The sequence below is a fragment of the Psychrobacter sp. H26 genome, assembly GCF_059073035.1.
In genome coordinates, this window is the sequence record NZ_JCACRW010000001.1 from 1,348,861 (window position 1) to 1,372,852 (window position 23,992).

Annotated in this window: 17 protein-coding genes and 1 tRNA gene; 7 read left to right on the forward strand and 11 right to left on the reverse strand. The window is 42.1% G+C overall.

The window, feature by feature from the left end:
- Positions 1-29 precede the first annotated feature (29 nt).
- Positions 30-1,007 carry a glutathione S-transferase family protein gene (locus tag AC5JPT_RS05535; RefSeq protein WP_493857397.1) on the reverse strand — a complete coding sequence of 326 codons (978 nt, stop codon included), beginning with the start codon at positions 1,005-1,007 and terminating at the stop codon, positions 30-32.
- 284 nt (positions 1,008-1,291) lie between these two features.
- Between AC5JPT_RS05535 and AC5JPT_RS05540 the strand changes: the two genes are divergently transcribed.
- The 3 genes from AC5JPT_RS05540 (at position 1,292) to AC5JPT_RS05550 (ending at position 2,709) form a co-directional block, all read left to right on the forward strand.
- Positions 1,292-1,368, forward strand: a tRNA-Val gene (locus AC5JPT_RS05540).
- Between the two features lie 324 nt (positions 1,369-1,692).
- Positions 1,693-2,109: a hypothetical protein gene (locus tag AC5JPT_RS05545; protein ID WP_493857398.1), complete on the forward strand. Its 417-nt coding sequence runs from the start codon at positions 1,693-1,695 to the stop codon at positions 2,107-2,109.
- A 39-nt stretch (positions 2,110-2,148) separates the two neighbouring features.
- Positions 2,149-2,709, forward strand: a complete 561-nt coding sequence (locus AC5JPT_RS05550; RefSeq protein ID WP_493857399.1) for a hypothetical protein — start codon at positions 2,149-2,151, stop codon at positions 2,707-2,709.
- A gap of 439 nt (positions 2,710-3,148) precedes the next feature.
- Here AC5JPT_RS05550 and AC5JPT_RS05555 read toward each other — a convergent pair whose 3' ends face one another.
- Positions 3,149-3,586, reverse strand: coding sequence for a hypothetical protein (locus tag AC5JPT_RS05555; RefSeq protein ID WP_201549437.1), 438 nt, complete (start codon positions 3,584-3,586; stop codon positions 3,149-3,151).
- A 248-nt stretch (positions 3,587-3,834) separates the two neighbouring features.
- Between AC5JPT_RS05555 and AC5JPT_RS05560 the strand changes: the two genes are divergently transcribed.
- A complete protein-coding gene (locus tag AC5JPT_RS05560; protein WP_201578822.1) occupies positions 3,835-4,941 on the forward strand; it encodes a Hint domain-containing protein in 1,107 nt (368 codons plus the stop codon).
- Between the two features lie 347 nt (positions 4,942-5,288).
- On the opposite strand, the gene cobA is transcribed toward AC5JPT_RS05560, so the two are convergent.
- The 5 genes from cobA to AC5JPT_RS05585 form a co-directional block, all read right to left on the reverse strand.
- A complete protein-coding gene (cobA, locus tag AC5JPT_RS05565) occupies positions 5,289-6,221 on the reverse strand; it encodes a uroporphyrinogen-III C-methyltransferase (RefSeq protein ID WP_493857400.1) in 933 nt (310 codons plus the stop codon).
- Between the two features lie 137 nt (positions 6,222-6,358).
- Entirely contained in the window at positions 6,359-9,538 is a 3,180-nt protein-coding gene (locus AC5JPT_RS05570; RefSeq protein WP_493857401.1) for a molybdopterin-dependent oxidoreductase, read from the reverse strand.
- Positions 9,535-10,962, reverse strand: a complete 1,428-nt coding sequence (locus AC5JPT_RS05575) for an NAD(P)/FAD-dependent oxidoreductase (protein ID WP_493857402.1) — start codon at positions 10,960-10,962, stop codon at positions 9,535-9,537. Before AC5JPT_RS05575 ends, AC5JPT_RS05570 begins: the two co-directional genes overlap by 4 nt.
- A 76-nt stretch (positions 10,963-11,038) precedes the next feature.
- Entirely contained in the window at positions 11,039-13,153 is a 2,115-nt protein-coding gene (locus tag AC5JPT_RS05580) for a bifunctional protein-serine/threonine kinase/phosphatase (protein WP_493857403.1), read from the reverse strand.
- A gap of 3 nt (positions 13,154-13,156) precedes the next feature.
- Complete coding sequence (locus AC5JPT_RS05585) at positions 13,157-14,659, reverse strand: NarK family nitrate/nitrite MFS transporter (RefSeq protein ID WP_493857404.1); 1,503 nt, start codon at positions 14,657-14,659, stop codon at positions 13,157-13,159.
- Positions 14,660-15,269: 610 nt separating this feature from the next.
- Between AC5JPT_RS05585 and nirB the strand changes: the two genes are divergently transcribed.
- Together nirB and nirD are read left to right on the forward strand one after the other, a co-directional pair.
- On the forward strand, positions 15,270-17,855 hold the full coding sequence (gene nirB / locus AC5JPT_RS05590; RefSeq protein WP_493857405.1) for a nitrite reductase large subunit NirB: 2,586 nt from the start codon (positions 15,270-15,272) through the stop codon (positions 17,853-17,855).
- 90 nt (positions 17,856-17,945) lie between these two features.
- Entirely contained in the window at positions 17,946-18,296 is a 351-nt protein-coding gene (gene nirD, locus AC5JPT_RS05595; protein WP_238036651.1) for a nitrite reductase small subunit NirD, read from the forward strand.
- A 522-nt stretch (positions 18,297-18,818) separates the two neighbouring features.
- Here the strand turns inward: nirD and AC5JPT_RS05600 are convergent.
- From AC5JPT_RS05600 to AC5JPT_RS05610, 3 genes are all read right to left on the reverse strand, one after another.
- On the reverse strand, positions 18,819-19,628 hold the full coding sequence (locus tag AC5JPT_RS05600; RefSeq protein ID WP_493857406.1) for a Fic family protein: 810 nt from the start codon (positions 19,626-19,628) through the stop codon (positions 18,819-18,821).
- Positions 19,629-19,940, reverse strand: coding sequence for a DUF4172 domain-containing protein (locus tag AC5JPT_RS05605; RefSeq protein ID WP_493857407.1), 312 nt, complete (start codon positions 19,938-19,940; stop codon positions 19,629-19,631).
- Positions 19,941-20,467: 527 nt separating this feature from the next.
- Positions 20,468-21,568 (reverse strand): L-dopachrome tautomerase-related protein, encoded by a 1,101-nt coding sequence (locus AC5JPT_RS05610; RefSeq protein WP_493857408.1) that lies wholly within the window; start codon positions 21,566-21,568, stop codon positions 20,468-20,470.
- A gap of 436 nt (positions 21,569-22,004) precedes the next feature.
- Between AC5JPT_RS05610 and AC5JPT_RS05615 the strand changes: the two genes are divergently transcribed.
- Positions 22,005-22,343 (forward strand): hypothetical protein, encoded by a 339-nt coding sequence (locus AC5JPT_RS05615; RefSeq protein ID WP_493857409.1) that lies wholly within the window; start codon positions 22,005-22,007, stop codon positions 22,341-22,343.
- 188 nt (positions 22,344-22,531) lie between these two features.
- On the opposite strand, the gene AC5JPT_RS05620 is transcribed toward AC5JPT_RS05615, so the two are convergent.
- On the reverse strand, positions 22,532-23,935 hold the full coding sequence (locus AC5JPT_RS05620) for a YjiH family protein (protein WP_493857410.1): 1,404 nt from the start codon (positions 23,933-23,935) through the stop codon (positions 22,532-22,534).
- Positions 23,936-23,992: the final 57 nt, after the last annotated feature.

Sequence of the window (23,992 nt, forward strand, 5' to 3'; positions counted from 1 at the left end):
CTTTGACCACCCTTATGAGTCAGATGTATTTATAAGGATTCACGATGATGCGCGGCCGTAAAATCAATAATAGGCCCAGCAGGTATGATACGCGTGGGGTTGATATTGGCGTGGCTGGTGTAATAGTGCTGCTTGATGTGCTCCATGTTGACGGTCTCAGCAATACCCGGCACCTGATACAAATCACGTAGATAACCCCAAAGGTTTGGATAATCGACGATACGATGCAAGTTGCATTTAAAATGTCCAACATAAACGGCATCAAAACGAACCAATGTCGTAAACAGTCGCCAATCAGCCTCGGTAATGGTGTCACCTATCAGATAGCGCTGCTGAGCAAGGCGTGTCTCAAGTGTCTCTAATGCTGAAAACAGCTCATTCACCGCCTCCTCGTAAGCTTCTTGAGTAGTAGAAAACCCAGCCTTGTATACTCCATTGTTAATAGCAGTATAAACAAATGCATTGATATCATCAATTTCTTGCAATAGCTCTGCTGGTACAAAATCACCTGCTAGTGCACCAACGTCATCAAAGGCAGAGTTAAACATGCGAATGATTTCTGATGACTCATTACTCACGATCGTATTTGTTTTTTTGTCCCATAAAATGGGTACAGTGACACGGCCTGTATAGTCTGGCTTTGCTTTGGTATAAAGCTCATAGGCATAATCTGCATTGATCACGGGATCGGCAATCACGCCTTCGCCCTCTGTAAACGTCCAACCATTCTCACCCATATACGGATGAACCACAGATATCGGAATGATGTCCTCCAAACCTTTGAGCTTACGATAGATGAGTGTGCGGTGTGCCCAAGGGCATGCCAACGACACATACAAATGATAACGATCAGGTTCAGCCTTGAATCCGCCCACCCCTGTTGGTCCTGCACTACCATTTACTGTTACCCAGTTTCTAAACCCGGCATCTTCACGCTCAAACCGACCACCACTACCTTCTGTGTCGTACCACTTGTCCTGCCATTTACCATCGACTAATAAACCCATATCGTTGCCTTATATCTTTTGATTTATATTAAAAAACGTTTAATTGCGCTTAGCTATGCCATTTAGCGTTTATATTAACATCTCTGTATTGCCCTTCCTCAAATCTTCGTTGCAAGATTGGTATGGTTATAGATGTATTGCTTATCTAAGATGTTATCTGTTCCTTATGCTGAACATATAGAACCCTATAAAGGTAAAATCTCTAATATTTTGATAATAACTGCAGATAGTGATAGAAAAGGCTTGCAAAGTCTGAGAAACTTGCTAAAATGCTCAACCTAAATAGGCGTATAGCTCAGTTGGTTAGAGCGCTACCTTGACATGGTAGAGGTCGTTGGTTCGAATCCGATTACGCCTACCAGATTCGAAAAGCCCCAATCTTAAGATTGGGGCTTTTTTTATGCTTATAATATAAGGGCTGTAGCGAAAAATACTTGCTTATATCGACTCATAGTCATGATTATACAATCAGATTTAAATCATCTAAAAAATTGACGGTGACCAAAACGTGACCTGCCCTTAAAAACCATTAAAATTAAAACCCTTTTTTTGACCTCTACTTCAAATTCTAAGCTAAAACCTATTTCTGAGTATTTTCCTCTTTATCATCTTTTATATATTCAATACCCCTATACTGAGTCCACTGAACATTCAATACCAAAGTGATTTAAGATTACTATCACTCTTGTTAAGTAATGCCTACCGTCTACGAGAAAAGTCAGGAACTGACTGGACTTGGTTTATTGAGATATGTCGTGAAAAACTGTCTGTTAGCAGAGCATACCTACCATTTATAAAAGAAAATGAGAAGGAGTTGCAGCGGTTCATTGATATTGCTGAGAAATTGCTGCCTTTGAAACGTTGGCTGGTGAGTAGCAACGAATATTTGTTGATGGAAAATATGCCATCTACCGACTATCAAGACATTAAGCAGCAATCTAATGAGTCGAAAAATGCTCTCCATATCGGTATTGCTAGTCAGGACCATAGAGAGCAGACGAACAAATGGCAATACTCACCACTACTACTGTTTTTTGTGCATATGATGCTGATTACAGATGAAACATTATCTATTGGGATTTTTGACCAGACAGATGGATAAGGATTTAATGGCAGATTTGGTAAAAGGGCTTGATACTGAGTGAGACACTTAACAAGACGACTGAAGCAATTCAAAGTATTAACATTAACTAGAAAAGTTCAAATAGTCATTCTGCTATTAACTTGGATATGGCTAATAGCTTGGGCAATACTGAGTTGGCAAGGTAGAGACTTCCCTTTAGAGTCTGAGCTTAATTATAGTGAAGGTATTGTAGGCAGTTTGGACGTAGGTGAGGGAAATCACATTTTTATGTTGTTAGATCTCAGTAATCTTAACCGTAAAGAAGTATATGGGTGCAGCTATTCAGCTTTTGATACTGACTCCTCTTGTTTCGGCAAAGAATATTTAGAACCGATTGAAGCTAAAAAAGCCGTGATAGGGTGGTATATACAGAAAGATTTTCTAGGGTTCCATAATGGAGTTAGACAGATAGTAAGTCTTAATGTGGAAGATGTCGAAGCTGGAATTAAGGAGGTAATCACTTATCAGGGGACTTTAGACACTATAAAGGGTATGAATACGTATATGAATACGGGTTTTATTATGTTTATAGCATTCTTTTATTACTGGTTTTGGCGTTTTATGGATTTTATAGAGTGAAAAGGATGCGGTACCCTAGTGAGGACTTGAATGTTTGGCTGTAGCTAAGTGATTTCACTGTATATGAGATTTTAGGTTGAATCAATGTACATCTGAGTGTACTTAATGATCGAAACAATTAATTAGAATATTTTTTAGTGCTGGCAACCCAATGAAGACTTACATCTTCTTCTTTCAAAGGTACAGTTTCAATTGTACGACCCTAATCATCAGAAGGTTCAATTTCATATACGGGAGGAGTCACATCAAAGATATGTACTACAGTTCCCACATCACACGATCTGATATTCTCTTGAATATCTTTTGATACCTTAATAAAATCGTTTATATTCAACATACTGCTAATCCTTATTTGTCATAAACTCTGTTATAAGAAGGGTTTTTGGGAGTATATTTGCAAGCATCAAACTTACATAGGCTAGATGCTAATATCAACCGTTCAAACAAACCAGTTAATATTAGAAAGGTAGAAAAGCTCAGCAAATATAAGTTTCTCATCCTTGATTCCTGACTCTATAGAACTTTTAATTAACTTCTCATCAATATTATCACCTTCATGAACTCTACCAATTATAGTTCGAACTCTATTTTCAGTATCAAAATAGATAGCTAAGATATTTTGTTTGTTCTCAATAAAAATATCTGGGAAGGTATTAGTTGATATCATATTTCTTATACTACCCATAATATCTATTAACTCACAAGTATACTCCGGATATTGTATCCAGACCTCGCAACAGTCGATCAGCATAGGATAGCCCTGCTCATAATTAATATCCCGGACATGCTTATCATCAAAATCAGACATATACCACTCGTCAAGCTCGTGGAAATTCTCGGTAGACAATAAGAATTTTATCAGCTCTTCTTTAAACATAATTCAGTCTCTAAACCCATTTTCAAATTGGTGTATTTACTCAATAAGTTATCAGTATGTGTTCGATACCCTATACAGGCATCGAGCTATTAAGGGGTTGAGGTGTCTCAACATATTTATAATAATCTAAAAACAGGCTCAGTGGTTATGGGCGTAAGGATACGGCTCCCTAGCGAGAACTTCAGCTATAAGCTTCACAAGATAGTTGATACTATGGGCTGATTTAGTTTACTAATAAGGAAAATAGAATGAGTTTTGTCGCAGGTACATTAGTACATACAGATAAAGGTTTAATGCCAATACAAGATATTAAAGTTGGAGATCTTGTATTGTCAAAAATTAATGATGATGGTGAGCTGGTTTCAAGGAAGGTAACTAAAACAGTTACGTCTTCTGAACCTAAAAGAATATATAAAGTTGAATACCACAACGATTCGCTTGATGAAGATATTAACTTAGATGAAGATGAGAGACACAATGATAGCTATATTTTTTGCACGGACATTCAAAAGATTAGAGTTTCAACCAACAATCTCATTAGAATGGGTTGGCAACCTGCTAAAAATTTATTTTCTAGAGAGTTATTCAAGAAATGTATCGACGAGTACTTTAAATCTTATGAGGAAGGTATCAATCCTCCTGAAATAGTCTCTGTCAGTAAAGACAAAATACAGTTATCAAAATTTTCTTTTTTGCCTGTTCGTACGCTACCAAACTTTCCTCAGGACTGTGCGTATACTTACAGCATGCCGCCTATAAACTTTATTCTTGCTAACATTGATTGGAGTAGCGACTTTGATGTGAATGATTTTTTAGACAGCTATTGGGAAGAATATCGAAACATAGAGTTTGTTAGTTTCGATAAAGATAGTTACTGCTTAGTAAGCTTAGGAGAAGAGAAATATTATAACCATGATAAATACCAATTAAATTTACCAACTGCTGATTCATTTTCACATGTTAATAAGCAGGTACCGTTTAAAATTGATATTGACTTATATAAAAAATTGAACAATCGTCTGTTCCAAGATACAAATCCTTATGCGAATCGTGATATTGAAAGCTTTAAAGAATTCTATAATTCACCAAGTTACTATAATGGCAACATAATAGAAAAGAATAAACTGGGTTCTAGTAAAAACAAAAAGATCTATGAGAATGGATTAATTAATCTAGAAAAATATGGAAACGCCGAGGGGTTGTTAGACTCTAGCATTCATGAAAGTATGGCACGTTTTGATGATCCTTGTCCCAATCCATTTATGACACATGTCTACCAACTAGAAGTAGAGGAAACTCATAGTTATTTTGTTGGTCAGGATGGTATCTGGGTATCTGACGGTCATACAGAGTAACCATGTAAAAAACGGGCGTTATGACAAATAACTTTGGATAGAGAGATTCTTTTTTACTAGTTCCTTTGGGTTATACCCTAAGGGAACCAGCTAACTCACTCTCCAAACCTATTAACAGACCACTTAAAACAGACTGATATAATGGAACCACTTATAACAGACTGCTGCATTAGCTTGTGTTGCACTCAAAACAATAAAACTTTGCACCATACTCTGTTTATTTCATCGTCTGCTTTTTGCAGGCGTTTTAATATTTTGTAGTAATCATTACGCTGTTTAAGTGTTTGCGCTGACATATTACAAAATTACTGTGTATTGTTGTCGCTTTACGTTAGCTTTCATCTGCCCTACATAATGCTTTCCAAATTGGTTATTAGGTCTTCACTCGTGACAACGCTGTCAACGCTGATACATGCACTTTTGCCTAACGCACCAAGGTTGTAGCTTGCAAACTCATGATATAAAGCAACCACATCACCCATAATTAATAGTGCAGGTGTTGGTAGTTTTGCCTCAGCTTGCTGCTCAGCGATATTACCAAGCGTACCGATGAGCAGCTGCTGAGTTGGTAAACTGGCATGACTAATTACAGCAAAAGGTGTATTACTGTCGCGTCCTGCGGCAATTAACCCTTGGGTCATCTCATTTAGTCTATTCAACCCCATATAAAAGACAACGGTCTGCGTACTGTCTAAGAGTTCATCGTAGTCATTGTTAGGTGCGCCCAACTTTTTGCAGGCGGTCACAAATTTTACGGCTTGCGCATGATCACGGTGTGTCAAGGGAATACCTGCTCTACTTGAGGCCGCACTAGCAGCAGTGATACCAGGAATAGATTCAAAATGAATACCATGACGCACCACTTCTTGCAGTTCTTCACCACCTCGTCCAAAAATAAAGGGGTCGCCCCCTTTGAGCCTAACGACCGTTTTACCTGCTAGCGCATGTTTGACCAGTAGCTCATTGATACCTTCTTGTGGTAGCGCGTGATTGGCACGGCGCTTACCGACGAATATCTTCTCTGCCGTCAGCGCACACATATCTAAAATATCCTCTGAAACCAAACTATCATAGAGCACGACATCTGCTTTTTGCATTACTCGTAATGCTTTTAACGTGAGTAGCTCAGGATCACCAGAACCTGCACCAACCAAATGTACCGTGCCCGTTTTCACACTTTTTTCTATACCTAATGGCTCATCGCTCACTCTAATATGACAATTTATATTGGGTAAATTCTGTGAAGTTAATGCGGCAATGAAGGTAGATGAATCAGTCATGGTAATAACTCCTAATAACACTGTTAATAACGCGCAACTCTGCACCTAACAATGGCATACCTAAGAAAAGAAGAGCATATAAAATACGGTGCAAGCCCTATGCCATATTAATGATCAAACTTTGCAACAAGCATTACTTAGGACGCATACCTATCGATCAAGGCATTAATTTGACTCACACATGAACCGCAGTTAGTCCCTGCTCGGCATGCCTTTCCAACCGCGTGGGCACTCATACACTGCTGCTTGGTAATTGTCTCGATAATAATATTCTCTCCAACAGCCATACATGAACATACTAATGTACCTGGATCAACATACCCTGTCGCTGGACGACCTGCTAGCAACCACTTATAGCGTTGATTCTCTGGTATCGCATCAGTACTGGCGAAGCAGTTGTTAAGCCAATGAATACTGGGTAGCTGCACCACTTGCGGCGCAAAACAAACGCTGAGTAGTAGCTGATCGCTTGGTATGTCAGACTTTGACGTACTAATCGATGCCCGATCTATCACTTTATTATTTGCCTCTACCTGCGTCGAGACGAAGCGAAGCTGCTTTGCTTGCTTGCTGCAAGTAAAGGCACTATTGATCGATTTATCGGTGAGAAATGCTTGATAGGTATTGATAAAATTTTGCCAGTACTCAGGGTTAAGCAGTTTACTGATGACTTTGTCTACAGGGCTGGCTAAAGTAATCAAGACGCTATTGGTTTGACGACTTGAACTCCATGTCAATGCGGGTAATGAGTTTGATCTTTCAGAAGCTGTATTTGTATCAGAAGAAGATATCAGCACTCCTTGATCCTCAGACTCTTCCTCAAAATCCAATAAAGTCTCACGCAGATGCACTATCATGGTGTCTTGTAGATCAGGATGCACCAAAATCTTGCCATAAGTTTTCATCGGCACAGGTATCACGCTGATTGCAGAATTTTTTAATTCAGGCTGTCCTGAATGCGGATCAACGACCGTTGGAATAAGCGCACCTACGCGAGCAAAACGAGCAAAGGCGTTGCTCCAATGCATCGGCATAAAGGCATCGCCTGCACTCATACTGTCGCTGATGGCAACTTGGGCGAGCACCTGACTGTCTGTAGTGGTGCTCGCGACCGTACGCGGCGGCTGGCTCTGTATTGATAAGTTTTTCTCATAGCAGGGACGTAGCTGTACATAATCGCCTTGGTCAACACCGAGCTGCTTGGCATCATTTGGATGCACGGTGAGCGTTGGTACAGATTCGTGTTGGTTGAGCTGCGGTGCAAGTCCTGTGCGCGTCATCGTATGCCACTGATCGCGAAGCCTACCTGTAATCAGCCGTAAGTCTACTGCCCCTGAGTCATCCTGATAAAACATACGACTGCCGTTATTTTTTTTACTATCAGTGCTTTTTGATCTTAATCGTCGCGGATGCCTGTTGGGTATACTCACGTGACTGGGCGGCGTAATGGCAATGAAACGTGTTTTGATTGGTGCGATACGTGCGCCGCCCCACTGAAATGGTGTCATGGCATCATATGCGTCACGACTGAAAGAAACGACGTCTTTATTTTGCTGCTCAAGATGGTTTGGGCTTTCCTCTATCGATGCTATCGAACCGACTACCATTGGAGAAAGATCTTTTGCTAAATTAAGATAGCGCGGTTGATTGCTATCTGACAGAGCTTGGCTGGCATCATTTCTATAAGCAGTTAGGGCGATATGCTCATTAAATATATCCCTAGGATGCTGATAATCAAACCCTGCCAAACCCATGCGTTTAGCGACTTGCGACAGTATCCACCAGTCAGGCTTTGCTTGTCCGAGTGCAGGCATTAAAGCCCGCTGGCGCGAGATGCGGCGCTCCGAATTGGTCACTGTGCCTGATTTCTCCCCCCAACCCTGTGCGGGCAAAACAATATCTGCACACTTAACCGTGTCGCTGTCGACGGAGCAGTCAGATACTATCACCAAATCACAGGTAGCCAGTGCGCGGCGAAACTTATCAGCCTCAGGCAAGCTGACGACAGGGTTGGTCGCCATAATCCAGATGGCTTTGATACGGCCATCTAGTATGGCATCAGCAGCATCGCAAGCTTTTACCCCAACCTCTGCGGCAAGCGGTTGCGGCGCTTGCCAAAAATCAGCCACCAAGTGACGATGCTGCTCGTTATCTAGGTCTAGATGCGCGGCAAGTAGGTTCGATAACGCGCCAACTTCGCGCCCGCCCATCGCATTTGGCTGACCGGTGAGTGAAAATGGACTTGCACCTACCCGACCCACTCGCCCAGTAAACAAGTGAGTATTGATGATGGCATTGACCTTGTCGGTACCACTCGCAGACTGGTTGACGCCCATACTAAATGCTGTGATTGTTTTATCGTTTGCAGCGACCAGCTCATAAAACTCCCTTACAAGTTCCTCACTGATACCGCATGCCGTCGCCACTTTATCAGTCGTCCATGTTTTCGCGGCCTCTAAGGCGGGCGTGACATCCTGACACTGCTTAAGATAGTCCTTATCACCACAGCCTTCTTGCTCAAGATAATGCAGCAGTCCGTTATATAAGTGGGTATCCGTGCCGACAGTGATGGGCACATGTAAATCGGCAAATTCACAAGAATCAGTACGACGCGGATCAATCACGATTAGTTTTTTATTAGGATCACGCTTTTTGGCGGCTAAAAACCGTCCGAATAAGATAGGATGACACCACGCCATATTAGAGCCCACCAACACCAATAAATCACAAGACTCTAAATCTTCATAATTACTAGGCACTAAGTCTGCACCAAAAGCACGCTTATGCCCTGCAACCGCTGAGGACATACAAAGACGCGAATTGGAATCGATATTATTATTACCAATAAAGCCTTTAATAAACTTATTGGCAACGTAATAATCCTCAGTAAGCAGCTGCCCTGACACATAAAACATTACGCTGTCACGCCCGTGTGTCGCGATAGTGTTATTCAAACGACTGGCAATATCATCCAATACTACCTCCCACTCGGCAGGCTGCGTATCTGTCGGTTGTCCTTTTGCCATTGATCGCTGTTTGTCTTGATAATAAGGCTGAGTCAACCTGCGCTCAGTGCCCAATGTTTGTGCCAATGCGCTGCCTTTTGAGCAGAGTTTACCGAAGTTTGCTGGATGATCAGGATCACCTATCACGCTGACCATCCCTGCCTCATCGATGTTTGCTAGCACGCCGCAGCCTACACCGCAGTAAGGACAAGTGGTACGAATCGGACTGACCAAATCCTCAGTGTAAATCGTAATACGAGATGACGGTACAACATTGAGGTCTTGCTCATCATTTGAGATGGTGCTGCTCATGAGGCCTCTCCTATTAGGTGTGCATCACTTGGCAAGACCGATTCGGGCTCAGCTGCTTCTATTTTCTCTAAATCGCAATAGGCTTCGCCAAAGATAAGGTCTTCTTTTATCGAGGATATGTCACTGCCATCAGTGATCAGTTGACTATAAAACCCGCTTTCACTCACATCACCGTACAGTACCGTGCCAATAATTTTGCTTGCTTTAATATAGAGACAAAGATAATGATTGAGGCTCGTTTGCTGATAGACCACGCGCTCTATCCGCATCATTTCACTATCATCAAAAGCAATCTGACCTGCTGAAAAAGCGGCGATGCCAGATACTTTTAATTTTAAAGATAAAGGTTTACTTATAAAGGGACGCCAGTGGTTTTTAGATTTATTTAGTTGTGAGTCACTATTGGCTGTCTTGCGACTTGAGATGCGTGGCGTTTTTAAGACAGACACCAAAGTATCGACCTGTTGATTGACAGGAGCCACCATCCCGAATAGCTCCCCGTCCAGCTCGACACACTCACCGATCGCATAGACATGAGGACAGCTTGTATGCATAAAGTTATCTACAAGGATACCTCGGTTAACCTCAAGACCACTTTGCTGTGCCAGTGTCATATTGGGGATGACGCCAACTGCCATGACAATAAAGTCTGCTGGCAGTGTGCGGCCATCCTTTAACAACAGACCATTAACCTCGTGTTGATCATTGACCGTAATACACTCTGTGTTGGCTAATACCTCCAGCTTGACACTTCGACTGAAGAGTTCTGCTTGTAGCAGATGAGCGGCGGGCATATCAAGCTGTCGGTTGAGAACATGACTATCGACATGAACCACTGTCATATCTGCCCCTTGAGACGCCAAAGCGCAAGCGGCTTCCAGACCCAGCACCCCGCCACCAATAACGAGACCCTTTTTTGCTTGGCGCGCGTACTCCGTCAATACCTGCACATCAGCAATATCTCGAAATACATGAACACCCTTAGCATCATGATTGGCAAAAGGGATGACGCGAGCTTGTGAGCCAGTAGCCAGCACCAGCTCGGTATAATCTAGGACTTGTCCATCACTCAATTCAATACACTGTTGCTTGGTATCGATGGCATCTACCGACGTGCCAGCCAATACCGTGATACCCAATTGCTCATATTCTGCTAGCTCGTATAAATATGTCTCTTCAAAAACCGACTCTCCCGAAAGTACTGGTGACAGCATGATACGGTTATAGCCAACTTGCGGTTCTTTGCTAATCAGTGTGATGGGTAAATGAGCTGCGCCTTTTTCTTGGCTGCTTTGCTGCTGGGCACGTGCCAGCTCAATGGCAAAACGACTGCCTGCCATCCCAGCACCTATAATAACGATGCCCGCAGTAGTCCGACGTTTAGAAAAAGAAGTATGGGTTGGTTCTGGTGAATCAAGTGACATAGGAAAATCATTCCTTAGCCGCAACACGCAGCGTTGAATAAAATGGCTTGTCGTACTATTTACGTTTAACAAGGTTTTATGAAAAATAAATCAGCAACGATATAATAATGACAAATTGAATAAAGCAAATGCTGTGCCAAACCAATAAGGGACGTCGTACAATCAGCGGTTCAGGATCTCTGATATCGTTACTGTTATCAGGGCTGAAGTCTTGTAAGAACTCACCAATCGCTTGATATCTTGCCTGCGTACTAGCATGTAGCGCACGCATCAACGCTTGTTGGCTAGCAGCTGGCACTCGGTTTTGACGCAGGCGTTCTGCAGGTACGATCAGTGAGGCAGATGGGTTCATCAAATCTTGCGAGCTAAATGGCAGCTCACCTGTGAGTAACTCATAACCAATCACGGCGATAGAAAACAAATCAGAATGCACGCCTTTTGGGGCATCGGTGTAATATTCTGGTGCAGCGTAGTGCAAATCGCCATTAGGAGGACGCGTACTGTCTTTTAGTATGGAGGAGCCAGCAGAGCCAAAGTCGATTAACTTGACCGCACCTGATTGAGTTAATAATATATTTTCAGGCTTGATATCTTGATGCAGTAGATAGTTCCGATGCATCACACGGACCGCCATGCCGATCTTAGTAAGTAAATCGTAAGTTTGCCAAATATCACAAGGGGCTTGACGATCCATAAACACTCGTAGGCTCTCCCCTTCGATATATTCCGTTAAATGATATAAATAAGTGCTACTGGCAGGCACTGGGTAGTAGCGCAAAAGCCCCGACGCATTAGACGCATTGAAAGTAGCACTCAGTTTTTTAGAGACATCACTGGTTAAAAGTGGATCATGGGAGGATACGCTATTGGGGTCCACTTGATTGTAAGCGGGCTCACCAATGCGTTTGTGCTTGGACAGGCTCAAACCGATTTTGCGTTCCTTTAAAAACTCACGTAGATAATGCCCATCAGCAATGACGTTGAGACTTGGTGACTTCAAAACAAATGCATGCTGGTCATCATCCTCTACTAAATACACCTCACTGCGAGCCGTGCGCGCGATGATTTTTTTGACCACAAAATTATCAATCTGTGCCCCTACTGCCAAGCCCGTTGGTAAGCGATAGTGATTGATATCCTGAGCGTGACTACTGTCGCTATCCACACTTTGATCAAGAGCAATGCCGTTGTCGGTTTCTCTGTGCGTTTTGCTCTTTGTGATTGCATCGTTCATACCCAGCATGATCACACTGAGGTTATCGTAACTGCCCTCGCTAAAGGCATGCTCACACAAACGCTGGCTTATCTGAAGATGGTCGATGATTTGATTGGGACATCCCACTGATTGGTGCATAACCTGTACCGCAGTACACAGCTCAAACTGTAACTCTGCTGGCGCGATAGACTCATAAACCCCATCAGTCATGAGCGCCAAACACTCGTTTTGATGCAAGGTAAACACCGACTGTTGCAGCTCAACTCGGGTATCAGCACCGATAGCAGCAGACAACGCCCCTTTGTCTCGTCCGTGGTGAATGTGATGGTCTTTGGTCAATAGCACCATACTGTCGATACCGATACGATAGATACGAGAGTCGCCTGTATGAAACAGATGAATACGGTCGCCTATGCATAGCAGTCCTGATAAGGTGGATAATAAAGCTGGCAGGCGCTCATACGCCTGCGGGAAATAAAGCGCATCATTGGCTTGGTGCACCGCCTCCTTAATCACGATGGCAATTTGATTGTCATCAAAGCTATAGAATGAATTTTGTACCTGATCCTGCGGTTTGCTCAATGAGTGATCTTGAGATTCGCTTGATGCCTCATTTGCTTGCACCCTATCTGTCTGTACCATCTCTGCAAGTTTTGAGGTGATATAGTGTGTCACTGTGTTTATCACTGACTGACTGGCTTGTTTGGGAAACTGGCAAGCACTGACCCCATCAGCCATTAGCACTAATAAAGGCGCTGTAAAAGAGGTATGATCGCCACTATGCGCTGACGATGATGAAAAGGATGATAACGATGGGAACCCATAAGGCAAGCAGGTCGTTATGAGTAGGCTATCTTGGTTCTCAGCTTTGCGCCCTGCCATCGTACAAAAATCAGGCAGCCACAATGCAACGTCCGCATCATGACTGCTTACTTGACTTGTCTCTTTAGGAGCTTGTTTGACGCTCTCATACATAATTTAGCTCACTTGTATTTGAGCAAAGCTGCCATCTGGCATCTCTTCAATAATAACGCCTTCAGGCTCTTTTAATAAAAACAGCGCCAAGAAGCCAATCACTGCTGTTGCGGCAATCACAAAGAAGAATGCCTGATACGATACCAGACTCAGTACAGTTAGATAGACCACTGACCCGACGTTACCGTAAGCACCCGTCATTCCTGCAAACTGACCTGTCATACTACGTTTAATCAAAGGAATCACAGCAAACACTGCTCCCTCACCCGCCTGTACAAAGAAAGAGCAGAACATGGTAATCAACAGCGCAAGTGCGATCGGCCATGAAGAGTCAACGACACCCATCAACAGATAACCAACGGCCAAACCTGCAGTGAGAATCAAAAGTGTGATTTTGCGACCAAATTTATCACTCAACCAGCCGCCGCCTGGACGTGACATGAGGTTCATAAAGGCGTAGCTTGATGCCAAGACACCTGCCATGACAATCGATAAGTTAAAGGTTTCTTGATAGAAAAGTGGCAGCATAGAGACCACAGCTAACTCTGAGCCAAAAGTCGCAAAGTATAAAATATTCAAAATACCGACTTGCTTAAAGTCATATCGGTGAGCTTTTGGCACAGGCGTGGTAAATACTTCCTTATTAAAACGATAACTACTGATAAATTCATAAACGTATAACACCACCAACGCAATATAGACGATGTTGACACTTGCCTGACTCAGTAAACTCACACCAGCTGGTGATAATTTCCACGCCAATAAGGCCAATGCCAAATACATCGGCAGTTTAAATACCATCATGAGCCAGAAGTCACCTGATGAAGTCACCATCATGGCACCCGATTTTTTAGGTTTGAAATACGTAGCACCCTTAGGGGTATCACGTACCATCTTATAAAAAATCACACTATAGAGCATCATAACCACCCCTGAGGTAGCCGTTGCATAACGCCAACCTTCCTCACCGCCAAAGATGGCAGCGGCCACAATAGCGACTGTCGGTAGTAGCAGTGCCGCGGCGGCAGAGCCGAAATTTCCCCAGCCCCCATAGATACCTTCAGCTGTACCCAGCTCATTAGCAGGGAACCAGTCACTCATGAGACGAATACCAACCACAAACCCTGCACCAACGAAACCTAATAAAAAGCGTGATAGCGCTAACGTGTTGTAATCTTGCGCAAAAGCGAAGGTGAAACAAGGAATAGCGCCAATGGCTAAAATTGCAGTGTAAACAAGCCGCGGACCAAAGCGATCGGTCAACATACCGATGATGACTCGGGCTGGAATAGTCAAGGCAACATTTAATATCAATAAGGTTTTTACCTGGTCTTTGGTGAGGTTCAAGCTCTCCCCTATCGCAGATAAGAATGGTGCATGGTTAAACCATACAAAAAAAGTGAAAAAAAACGCCATCCACCCAAGATGGAGAATTTTGTTTTTACCGCTAAAAGAAAAGATATTCAGCTTGTTTTTATTTGGCACATCAGGTTTCGATGAAGGCATAGACGATTTCCTCAAATGGCTAACATTAAAGTTATAAAAACACGTTATGAGTCAAAAACTTATCAGTTGCGACCATTAAGAGAGTGCAATGGATGTGCCAGCTACAAATATAAAATTGATATAGATATAAAACGTCATCTTTTTTAATAGGGCTACGCTTTGTACCAGATGGCTCTAAAGGCATCCCAATTAAATAATATTGCTTAGATAAAACCAAGTTACCTCTCGGTTAAGTAAAGTAAGCGATGCACCTTTAAAGTAACAATCGAAACCAATTTGGTGCATTTTTGTAACTATTTTGGTGCATAGGATATAAATGACAATTGTTAAAAAGATTATATTAAGCAACTACTTACAACAGAAAATAGCATCACCGAAAGTACTGGCATGACCTTATAAACTGGTAAAGCTACATATCTTTTAACTATATAAGGGTTCGATAATTGAATGTCATTAATTGTGTTTGGCACGATTATTGAGGGCTTAATAGTTATAGCCATATAAGTATTAACGACTATCTATCACTGAATCATCTAAAAATTAACTTGCGACTTTTGGATGGGACATTAGATGAAAGTATTTAAGCAAACCCATTACTGAGGATAGGCATATGAGTAGCACTATAGTAAGTACGATGAATAAAGCTAAATTAGTGGTGATTGGTAACGGTATGGTGGGACATCACTTTATCGAGAGAGCCATAGAGAAAGGCTTACACGATCAGTTTGAGATTCACGTATTTGCTGAAGAGGATCGCCCAGCTTATGACCGGGTGTATCTATCGAGCTATTTTGAACATAAAGATGTGAGTAAACTAAACTTAGTGGACTTGAGTAGGTATGAGGATGCTCAGATTCAGTTGCATCTTAATCAGCGAATCACAAACATCGATGCCGCCAATCAATGTATCAGCACGGAAGACGGTACCCAGATAGACTATGCTGAATTGGTACTAGCAACAGGCTCCTATCCGTTTGTGCCGCCGATTCCAGGGCGCGAGCATCCGCACTGTCATGTCTATCGTACGATTAAAGATTTGGATGATATTCTCAGTACTGCTGAGCAGCCAAAAGTCAAAAGAGGCGTCGTGGTCGGTGGTGGTCTGCTGGGTCTTGAGGCAGCTAAGGCCCTAGTCACACTAGGACTAGAGACTTACGTGGTAGAGTTTGCGCCTCAGCTGATGGGCGTACAGCTCGATGCTGCTGGCGGTGATATTTTAAAACGTAAAATTGAAGCCCTTGGTGTCAAAGTACTAATAGGTAAGAATACTAAGGCCATTATCGACAATACACTGTCGGATGAAGCATCATGTCATCTAACCATGCAGTTCGCTGATGATACGTCGTTGGATACTGACATGATCGTCTTTAGTGCGGGTATTCGTCCGCAAGATGGCATTATCAAAAGCAACCCTGAATGCGGTATCGAAATCGGCACCCGTGGCGGTATTCTGATTGATGAAGCCTGTCGTACCAATGCGCCGCATGTCTATGCCATTGGAGAATGCGCCGTATGGGACAACACCGTTTTTGGCCTGGTCGCGCCAGGCTATAGCATGGCCAGTATTTGCGCCGCTCAAATCGCGGGCGATCACGCTCAGACCTTTACAGGCGCTGATATGAGCACCAAGCTCAAATTAATGGGCGTCGATGTGGGTAGTATCGGTGACGCCCATGGCACAACAGAAAACAGCTTGAGCTACTTATACCAAAACCCTGCTGAGGGTATCTATAAAAAACTGGTAACCACAGCAGACAATAAACGGCTACTGGGCGCTGTACTGGTAGGCGACACTGAGGACTACAACAATCTCTTGCAGCTATTTCTAAACGATATTGACCTGCCTGCCCATCCTGAAAGCCTGATCCTACCCAACGTAGAAAAACCCACCATGGGTATCGAGAACCTGCCCGATAGCGCCACGATTTGCTCTTGTTACAACGTCACCAAAGGTGCTATTTGTGCCGCCGTTGAAGACGGTGCCTATACCATGGCAGAGGTGAAATCATGTACCAGTGCTGGTACCGGCTGTGGCGGCTGCGCACCTATGGTAAAAGACACATTAGGCTATCAGCTAACCGCGCTTGGTTTTGAAGTCAATAATGATCTGTGTGAGCATTTTGCTTACTCACGTCAGGAGTTGTATAGCTTGATTCGAGTACAAGGCATTAAGACATTTGATGCGCTACTGGACGAGCACGGTAGTGGTCATGGCTGCGAGATTTGCAAACCAACCGTCGCCTCTATTTTGGCGTCTTGTTGGAATGATTATGTACTCAAGCCCGAACTCACGCCACTGCAAGACAGCAACGATTACTATCTAGGTAATATTCAAAAAGATGGCACTTATTCGGTCGTGCCACGCGTGCCTGGCGGTGAAATCACTGCAGATAAACTCATCATCCTCGGACAAGTCGCCAAAGAGTTCAATCTATATACCAAAATCACTGGCGGTCAGCGCGTCGACTTATTTGGCGCACGTTTAGACCAACTGCCCGATATCTGGACCCAACTGGTCGATGCTGGATTTGAGACGGGCCATGCTTATGGTAAATCTCTGCGTACAGTGAAATCTTGTGTGGGCAACAACTGGTGTCGCTACGGTGTCGATGACAGTGTGGGTTTAGCACTTAGACTAGAAGACCGCTACAAAGGCGTGCGCTCACCACACAAAATAAAAATGGGCGTATCTGGATGTACCCGTGAGTGCGCTGAAGCGCAAAGCAAAGATTTTGGGATTATTGCCACTGAAAACGGCTGGAATCTCTTTGTCTGCGGTAATGGTGGCATGACCCCACGTCATGGCGAGCTATTCGCAACGGATCTTGATACGGATACAGTTGTCAAATATATCGACCGTATTATCATGTTTTATATCAAGACCGCAGATAAGCTTCAGCGTACATCCAAATGGCGCGAGAGCCTTGAAGGTGGACTTGAGTATCTACAGGCAGTCATTATTGAAGACAGTTTAGGTATCGCTGAGGAGCTAGAGTCACAGATGCAATTACTCATCGACAACTATGTTTGTGAATGGAAAGCCACCATTACTGATAGCGAAAAACTCAAACGTTTCCGTCATTTTGTTAATAGTGAGCAAGGCGATGACAATGTGGTATTCGTCACTGAGCGAGAGCAGATTCGCCCTGCAACCGATATCGAAAAGACGCAAATAAAAGTGACCGAATTGGCGTAATCTTAACGTGTCAGCGTCTATTAATATTAGACGCTAAAAAGCATTTTTTGTTGTTGGTCTCATTTATATTTTACTATTAAGGATCTTCTGATGACTCAGCTCACTGTGTGCAAAATCAATGATATTATTCCCGAGACAGGTGTCTGTGCGCTCGTAAACGGCAAACAAGTGGCTATTTTTTGCACCAAGCAAACACAGTTATTTGCGCTTGATAATTATGACCCGTTCAGTCAAGCCAACGTCTTGTCTAGAGGTCTGATTGGCGGCACCACTATTACTAACGAGGATGGCTCTGATGAAAATGTACTATATGTCGCCTCACCTATTTATAAGCAACGCTTTAATCTTGTCACAGGTCAATGTTTAGATGATAAAAGCATTATACTCGACACGTATAAAGTCGAGCTTGAGGGTAGCGATGTCATCGTAAAATATAACTAGGTATTTGTGTGTCTAGTACATACTACCTTCTAGACTATTGAAGCAGCCTTTGACTTTAAGAGTCGAAGGCCATTTTATTCTTCATCAAACCTTTTGTCATCCCCTAATAATTAATGAGATTGATGTCTGCTAGTAAGTTATCGATATTAAATAAGATTAGAAAAGCTATTTGTGATCATTCATAAATCAACACTAAAATGATAATGCACATTTATCACACAGGAATAAGACATCTTGCTTTATTTTTCTACAATCAATAACTGCACAGTAGATATATAGCAAAGTCTAAGCGCTTTTATCATCTTGAACAATCAGCTTGGACTCTATGTTGATCCCTTGTACATACAAAGAAGACTTTCTAAATGCAACCCTCTTATAAAGTTAAGACTTCCTTATCGTATCGAATATTTTAGACCTTCATAATGGGACCACTCATATTATGTCACTGAATGGGTTGTATCTCTTGCAGTTTGTTCGAATACTTTCTTGCTGTCATAGCGGAATTGAAAAATACTATTTTTATCATAAAACCAACTTATAACTCGTACTGCGCCCTGATGCTACAGATTTTTGCATCATACCCTTCTCTGCTAAATCATTCATATCTCGTAGCGCCGTGTCTATAGAGCACTTGGTCATGGCCGCCCATTTTTTAGTGGTGAGCTTGCCATAAAAATCAGTCAGCAAAATATTTAGCATTTTTACTTGCCTTTCATTTAAAGCATGCTGTCGATGCGTCTGCCAAAAGCCTGCTTTACTGATAACTTTATCCGTAGTTTCTTGAGCTACAATGAGGGATCGCTCTAGCGTTTGTAAAAACCACACTAACCAATCCGTGATATCTTTATCGCCTTTTTGCGTACGTTCTAGTATTTTGTAATAGTCATTACGCTGTTTAAGAATTTGCGCTGACATACTATAAAAGCGCTGGACACTATTATCACTTTTTGCCAGCATTCGTTCTGTGAGTGCTCGTGTTAGTCGTCCATTTCCATCATCAAATGGATGCAAAGTCACAAACCATAAATGAGCAATACCTGCTTTTATGACCAAATCTATATCGTCTTGCTCATTCGACGAAGTGTTAAACCACAATAAAAATCTATCTAGCTCATTTAGCAACCTATCTGCACTCGGGGCAAAAAAATGAACCCACTCACGACCATACCCACCAGACACTACTTGAATCGGCCCTTTACTATCATCACGGATACTGCCTGCTTGAATGCGATAAAGCCCACTATATCCATCTGGAAATAATGCTCGATGCCATCCGAGTAGATCATCTAATAATAGCGGCTGTTGATAACGATAGGTGGCACTTAGCATCATCTATACCACCGCATCGATCTTGCGAGTAGTGGTTGGCATACTGGTATTATCCAGCCCTAAATGCCGCGCAACTGAAGAACGAACTTGCTCATCATTTAGCGTCTCACCTTCTATCTCAGAAGTTTTGATAATCTCTAAGGTCACCGCATCCAATTGCGCCTCAACATTCAGATCGAATCCTAGTGTTAGCAGCTTTCCTAGTAAATGGCCTTGTAATATCCGCACACGACTGACGAGTGGCAATAGCTTTTTGTCCAACCATTGCCATTCAGTCCAGTTTGGATGTTCATGGATATAAGTAACATGCTTCATATGTTCCTCAGAAATATGCAGAGATTAGGACAGTAATCTCCTTATATCATGCAGAGAATAAGTAGTAGAGGCAATACGCAAAAAATCAAAAATGACAATAGTAGATGCAATAGGAATAGATTCTCAACGAACACACATGTTTTTTTGTTTTAAGAAGAGCTTGAGTAGAGGTAAAAACACTATAAAAATACAGTGCCTAAATACGAGTTAAATTTTATTAAACTATAATTTACATCGTGATTATTAAATCGTATAATATGTACAGGCTATTAATATCGGTGTATGTAAGATAATATCATTTTTTACACGTTCGTTGACCTACCTTGACATGGTAGAGGTCGTTGATTCGAATCCGATTACGCCTACCAGATTCGAAAAGCCCCAATCTTAAGATTGGGGCTTTTTTTTGTCCGTGAAATATGGGCTATCTCGATTACTGTTTTTCATTACCAAGTTTGCGCCTCAAGGTATGCAAACACAGTCGATGCCGAAATGGCGCCTGTCACGCCACATCGACTGTATTGCTATTATTGGTTCCCTACCCACACTCTATAAATATAGTAAGGCGGCTGGCCTTTATCGACGGTGCCGGTGAACTGCGGCGTTTTGTGTAATTGATTTACTGCAACATACAACCAACCATTCGTATCTAAAGACACATTATCAGGCCAGTCAAATCGGCTGTCTCGTACTAACGATGTTAGCTGTCCTTTCGTATCAAGCACATCTAGGCCATTATCGTTTAAGTTGGTAAAGTAGTGATTTCCATAACTGTCTGTAGTAGCGCCATCTGAAACGGGTTTATCACCAACACGTATAATGCTCTTGCCAATCTGTTCATCACTGGCTTTAGTTCTAAATAAGGTAGCATCTAAGCTATACCAAGAATTACCATTCATCGCGCCAAAATAAATTGTATTATTATCAGCGGACATCGTAATTGGGTTTATCCCATTGTTTGTCGGCTTGCCACCCATCATAATCTCAACACCATTGATTACCATTTTTGCATCAGCTTCAGGTTGTAAAGCGATATGATTGCCAAAACGACGCACTTCATTGGTGTTCATATCAATAGCAATAATGGCTGGATTGGGAATATCCGCTAAATAAATCCATCCATTTTCTCTATCAACCACCAAGTCTTGCACAAAACTATTTTTTGGTGCGATATCTGTCGGTATATCGATTTTGCTAATTACTGCGCCAGTGTCAATATCAAATCCCCAAACACGAGTTTTACCAATATGTTGACCCATATCGACAATCCATAACCCACCTTGATCGTCTTTGGTAATACCTAATGGTGTATCAATGGTCGCTTCACCATACTGACCTTTAGGAGATTGAAATTTGTTTGAAGGCCATGGCTGATAGCGGTTAGGTCCAGTCACTTCAAATAACTGTATCCCCTGTTCACCATCGTTAGGATGCACGGTAGAAAACACCCGACCGCCACTCGTAGCCATAACATTGCCTGGGCGGATAGGTAAACCGATAACCGTTTCTATCTCTCCCACTGTAGCTACATCGCTTTTTACTTGCGTGACGGACATAGCATCGCGCTCAACTAAACTACACCCTGCTAAAGCTGTCATGATTAAACCAATAATAAAAATATTTTTCATCGTGAATTCCTGAGTATTTAAAGAAGCCTATAACGATGTCCATTTTAACTTTTCTACCAAATATTTCTGTTCTTTTCATGATACCTCTAAAGTCATCAGTTCAAAGATAAAATTGGAAAATAGAAAGTTCTCTTATTTTTAATGCCAGTTTGATTTAACATCAGCTTGATTAGTCATTACATATTTTTGAGAGACATAGCGCTTCATCAGGGTAGTCAATATAGCCTGTTATCAAAGCTGTAATAAACATGGGCAGATAGGCGTAAGTCGTTACTCTTCTTAAATTTTCATCAAACTACGCAACGTTTTAATCCCTTATCATTCTTGTTGTCGGAAAGGGGTCAATAAAAAGACGCCTTATCTAATCGAAATCGCTAATGTTAGATGATTTTGCAAACTTGTTTATTCAACCAAGATATATAAATAGGATAACACCATGAAAAAGTTACTATTAGGCTCACTATTAGCTGCATCAACTTGTGTCGCGATGATTGCTCCTGCAACAGCCGCTACCAATACTGCCGCGCCAAGTTCAGCACAAATGCAACATAAAGGCGGTACGCACAAAGGACCACTTTCAAAAATCAATCTAACGGCTAAACAGCAAGCACAAGTTAAATCTATTCACGATAAGTATCGCAGCCAAGGCAAAGATGGTCGCCAACAGGCTCGAGCTGAGATTGCAAAAGTCCTAACAGCACAGCAACGTTCGCAATTAGAGAAAATGAAGGCTGAACATGAAGGCAGTGGTGAGCATCGCGGTCGTGGACATTAATACTAGATAGCTAAAGCAAATCCTCCAAAAAGTAAAAATAGCCCATCTACCATAGATGGGCTATTTTGCTATGCAACAGCGAGAACTATTGGAGGCTTTTGCTCCTAAGTAGCACTGAGTTTACTGGCTTATGCTTTTCATGACTCCTGCTGTCAACCCTGTAGTCTTAAACTTGGGAGATAATCCTGTTAAAAAATCATATGAGCACACAAGGCAATGATTGGTAATGAAATAAGTGTTCTTAATAGAAAAATGACTAATAACTGAAAAAAGCTCACTGGAATTTTGGTTCCTAAAATCAATCCGCCGACTTCTGACATGTAGATCAATTGAGACACTGACAAACAAGCGATGACAAAGCGAGTCAATTCTGATTCTATTGAAGAGCCTATGATGGCAGGCAAAAACATGTCTGCAAAACCTACCATAATCGTTTTTGACATTTCTGCGGCAAACGGTATGTTCAAGAGCTCTAAGAGCGGAATAAACGGCATACCCAAATAATCAAATACAGGCGTCTCTTCTGCAACGATTAAGCCCATGGTCCCTATCGCCATGACGACAGGTAATATCCCAATCCACATGTCCAAGATGTTTTTTAGCCCCTCTTTTAAGAAAGTAGCAAAGCTTGGACTCTTATCTGCCTTGTGGACGGCTTTGTGTAGACTGTGAGTGAATAACGTCTTCCCTTCGGGAATGGTTTCATGATCTCTATCACTGTTCTCTATCGTGTAAGTATCTTCAATTCTAGACAACGGTAACAGTCTCGGTACTATCAAGGCACAAACAATTCCACATAAAGCAACAACCCCAATCATATTGAGAAAGTAATTTTCTAGTTTGACCTGAGAGATGACGACCAAACAGAACGTAATCGAAACGGCTGAAAAGCTGGTGGCAATAACGGCTGCTTCTTTTTTAGTATAGAACCCGCCTTCTAATTGCTTATCTGTTAATAGGACGCCGATCGTTCCATCACCTAGCCATGATGTCAGGCAGTCGACAGATGACCTACCGGGTAAACCAAATAAAGGTCGCATTACTTTACTCAATAAAACTCCAAAAAATTCTAATAAGCCAAAATCGAGCAATAGTGGTAGTAATAACCCAGCTAAGAAAAATACGATAAACAGTATTGGCATTAGTTCATATAATATTAAGCCGCCAATATTATCTGAATATATTGCCTCAAACCCAAATTTAAAATAGGTCACGACAACAAAGAACGCACCAAGCATTCTAATCACAAGCCAAGGTGTCGTAACGTTCAGCAAATTATTTAGAAACGCATTATTCAAAATCAATGAAGGTTTCATAACTTTGGTATACAACGTAGCACACAAGGTAATCATGATTGAGGTGACAACGAGTAAGGGCAAGAGGTCACCGATATACCCTTGGATATAATCCTTTAACACAGATATAGGAATGGTAAATCCCTCTGCATAGGTGACAAACTTACCATCTACATAAGGAATGGGAAATACGAACAGCATCAAACCTATGATAGATGGTATGAAGAACTTTAAAAACTGTCTGATATTGATGCTGCTGGCCTCTTTGCTTGAGGCATTAGTCTTAATAATGTCCATATTATTTTTTGACTCCCTGTCAATTTCAACTACTATAAATAATGTCGTTCAGATTGG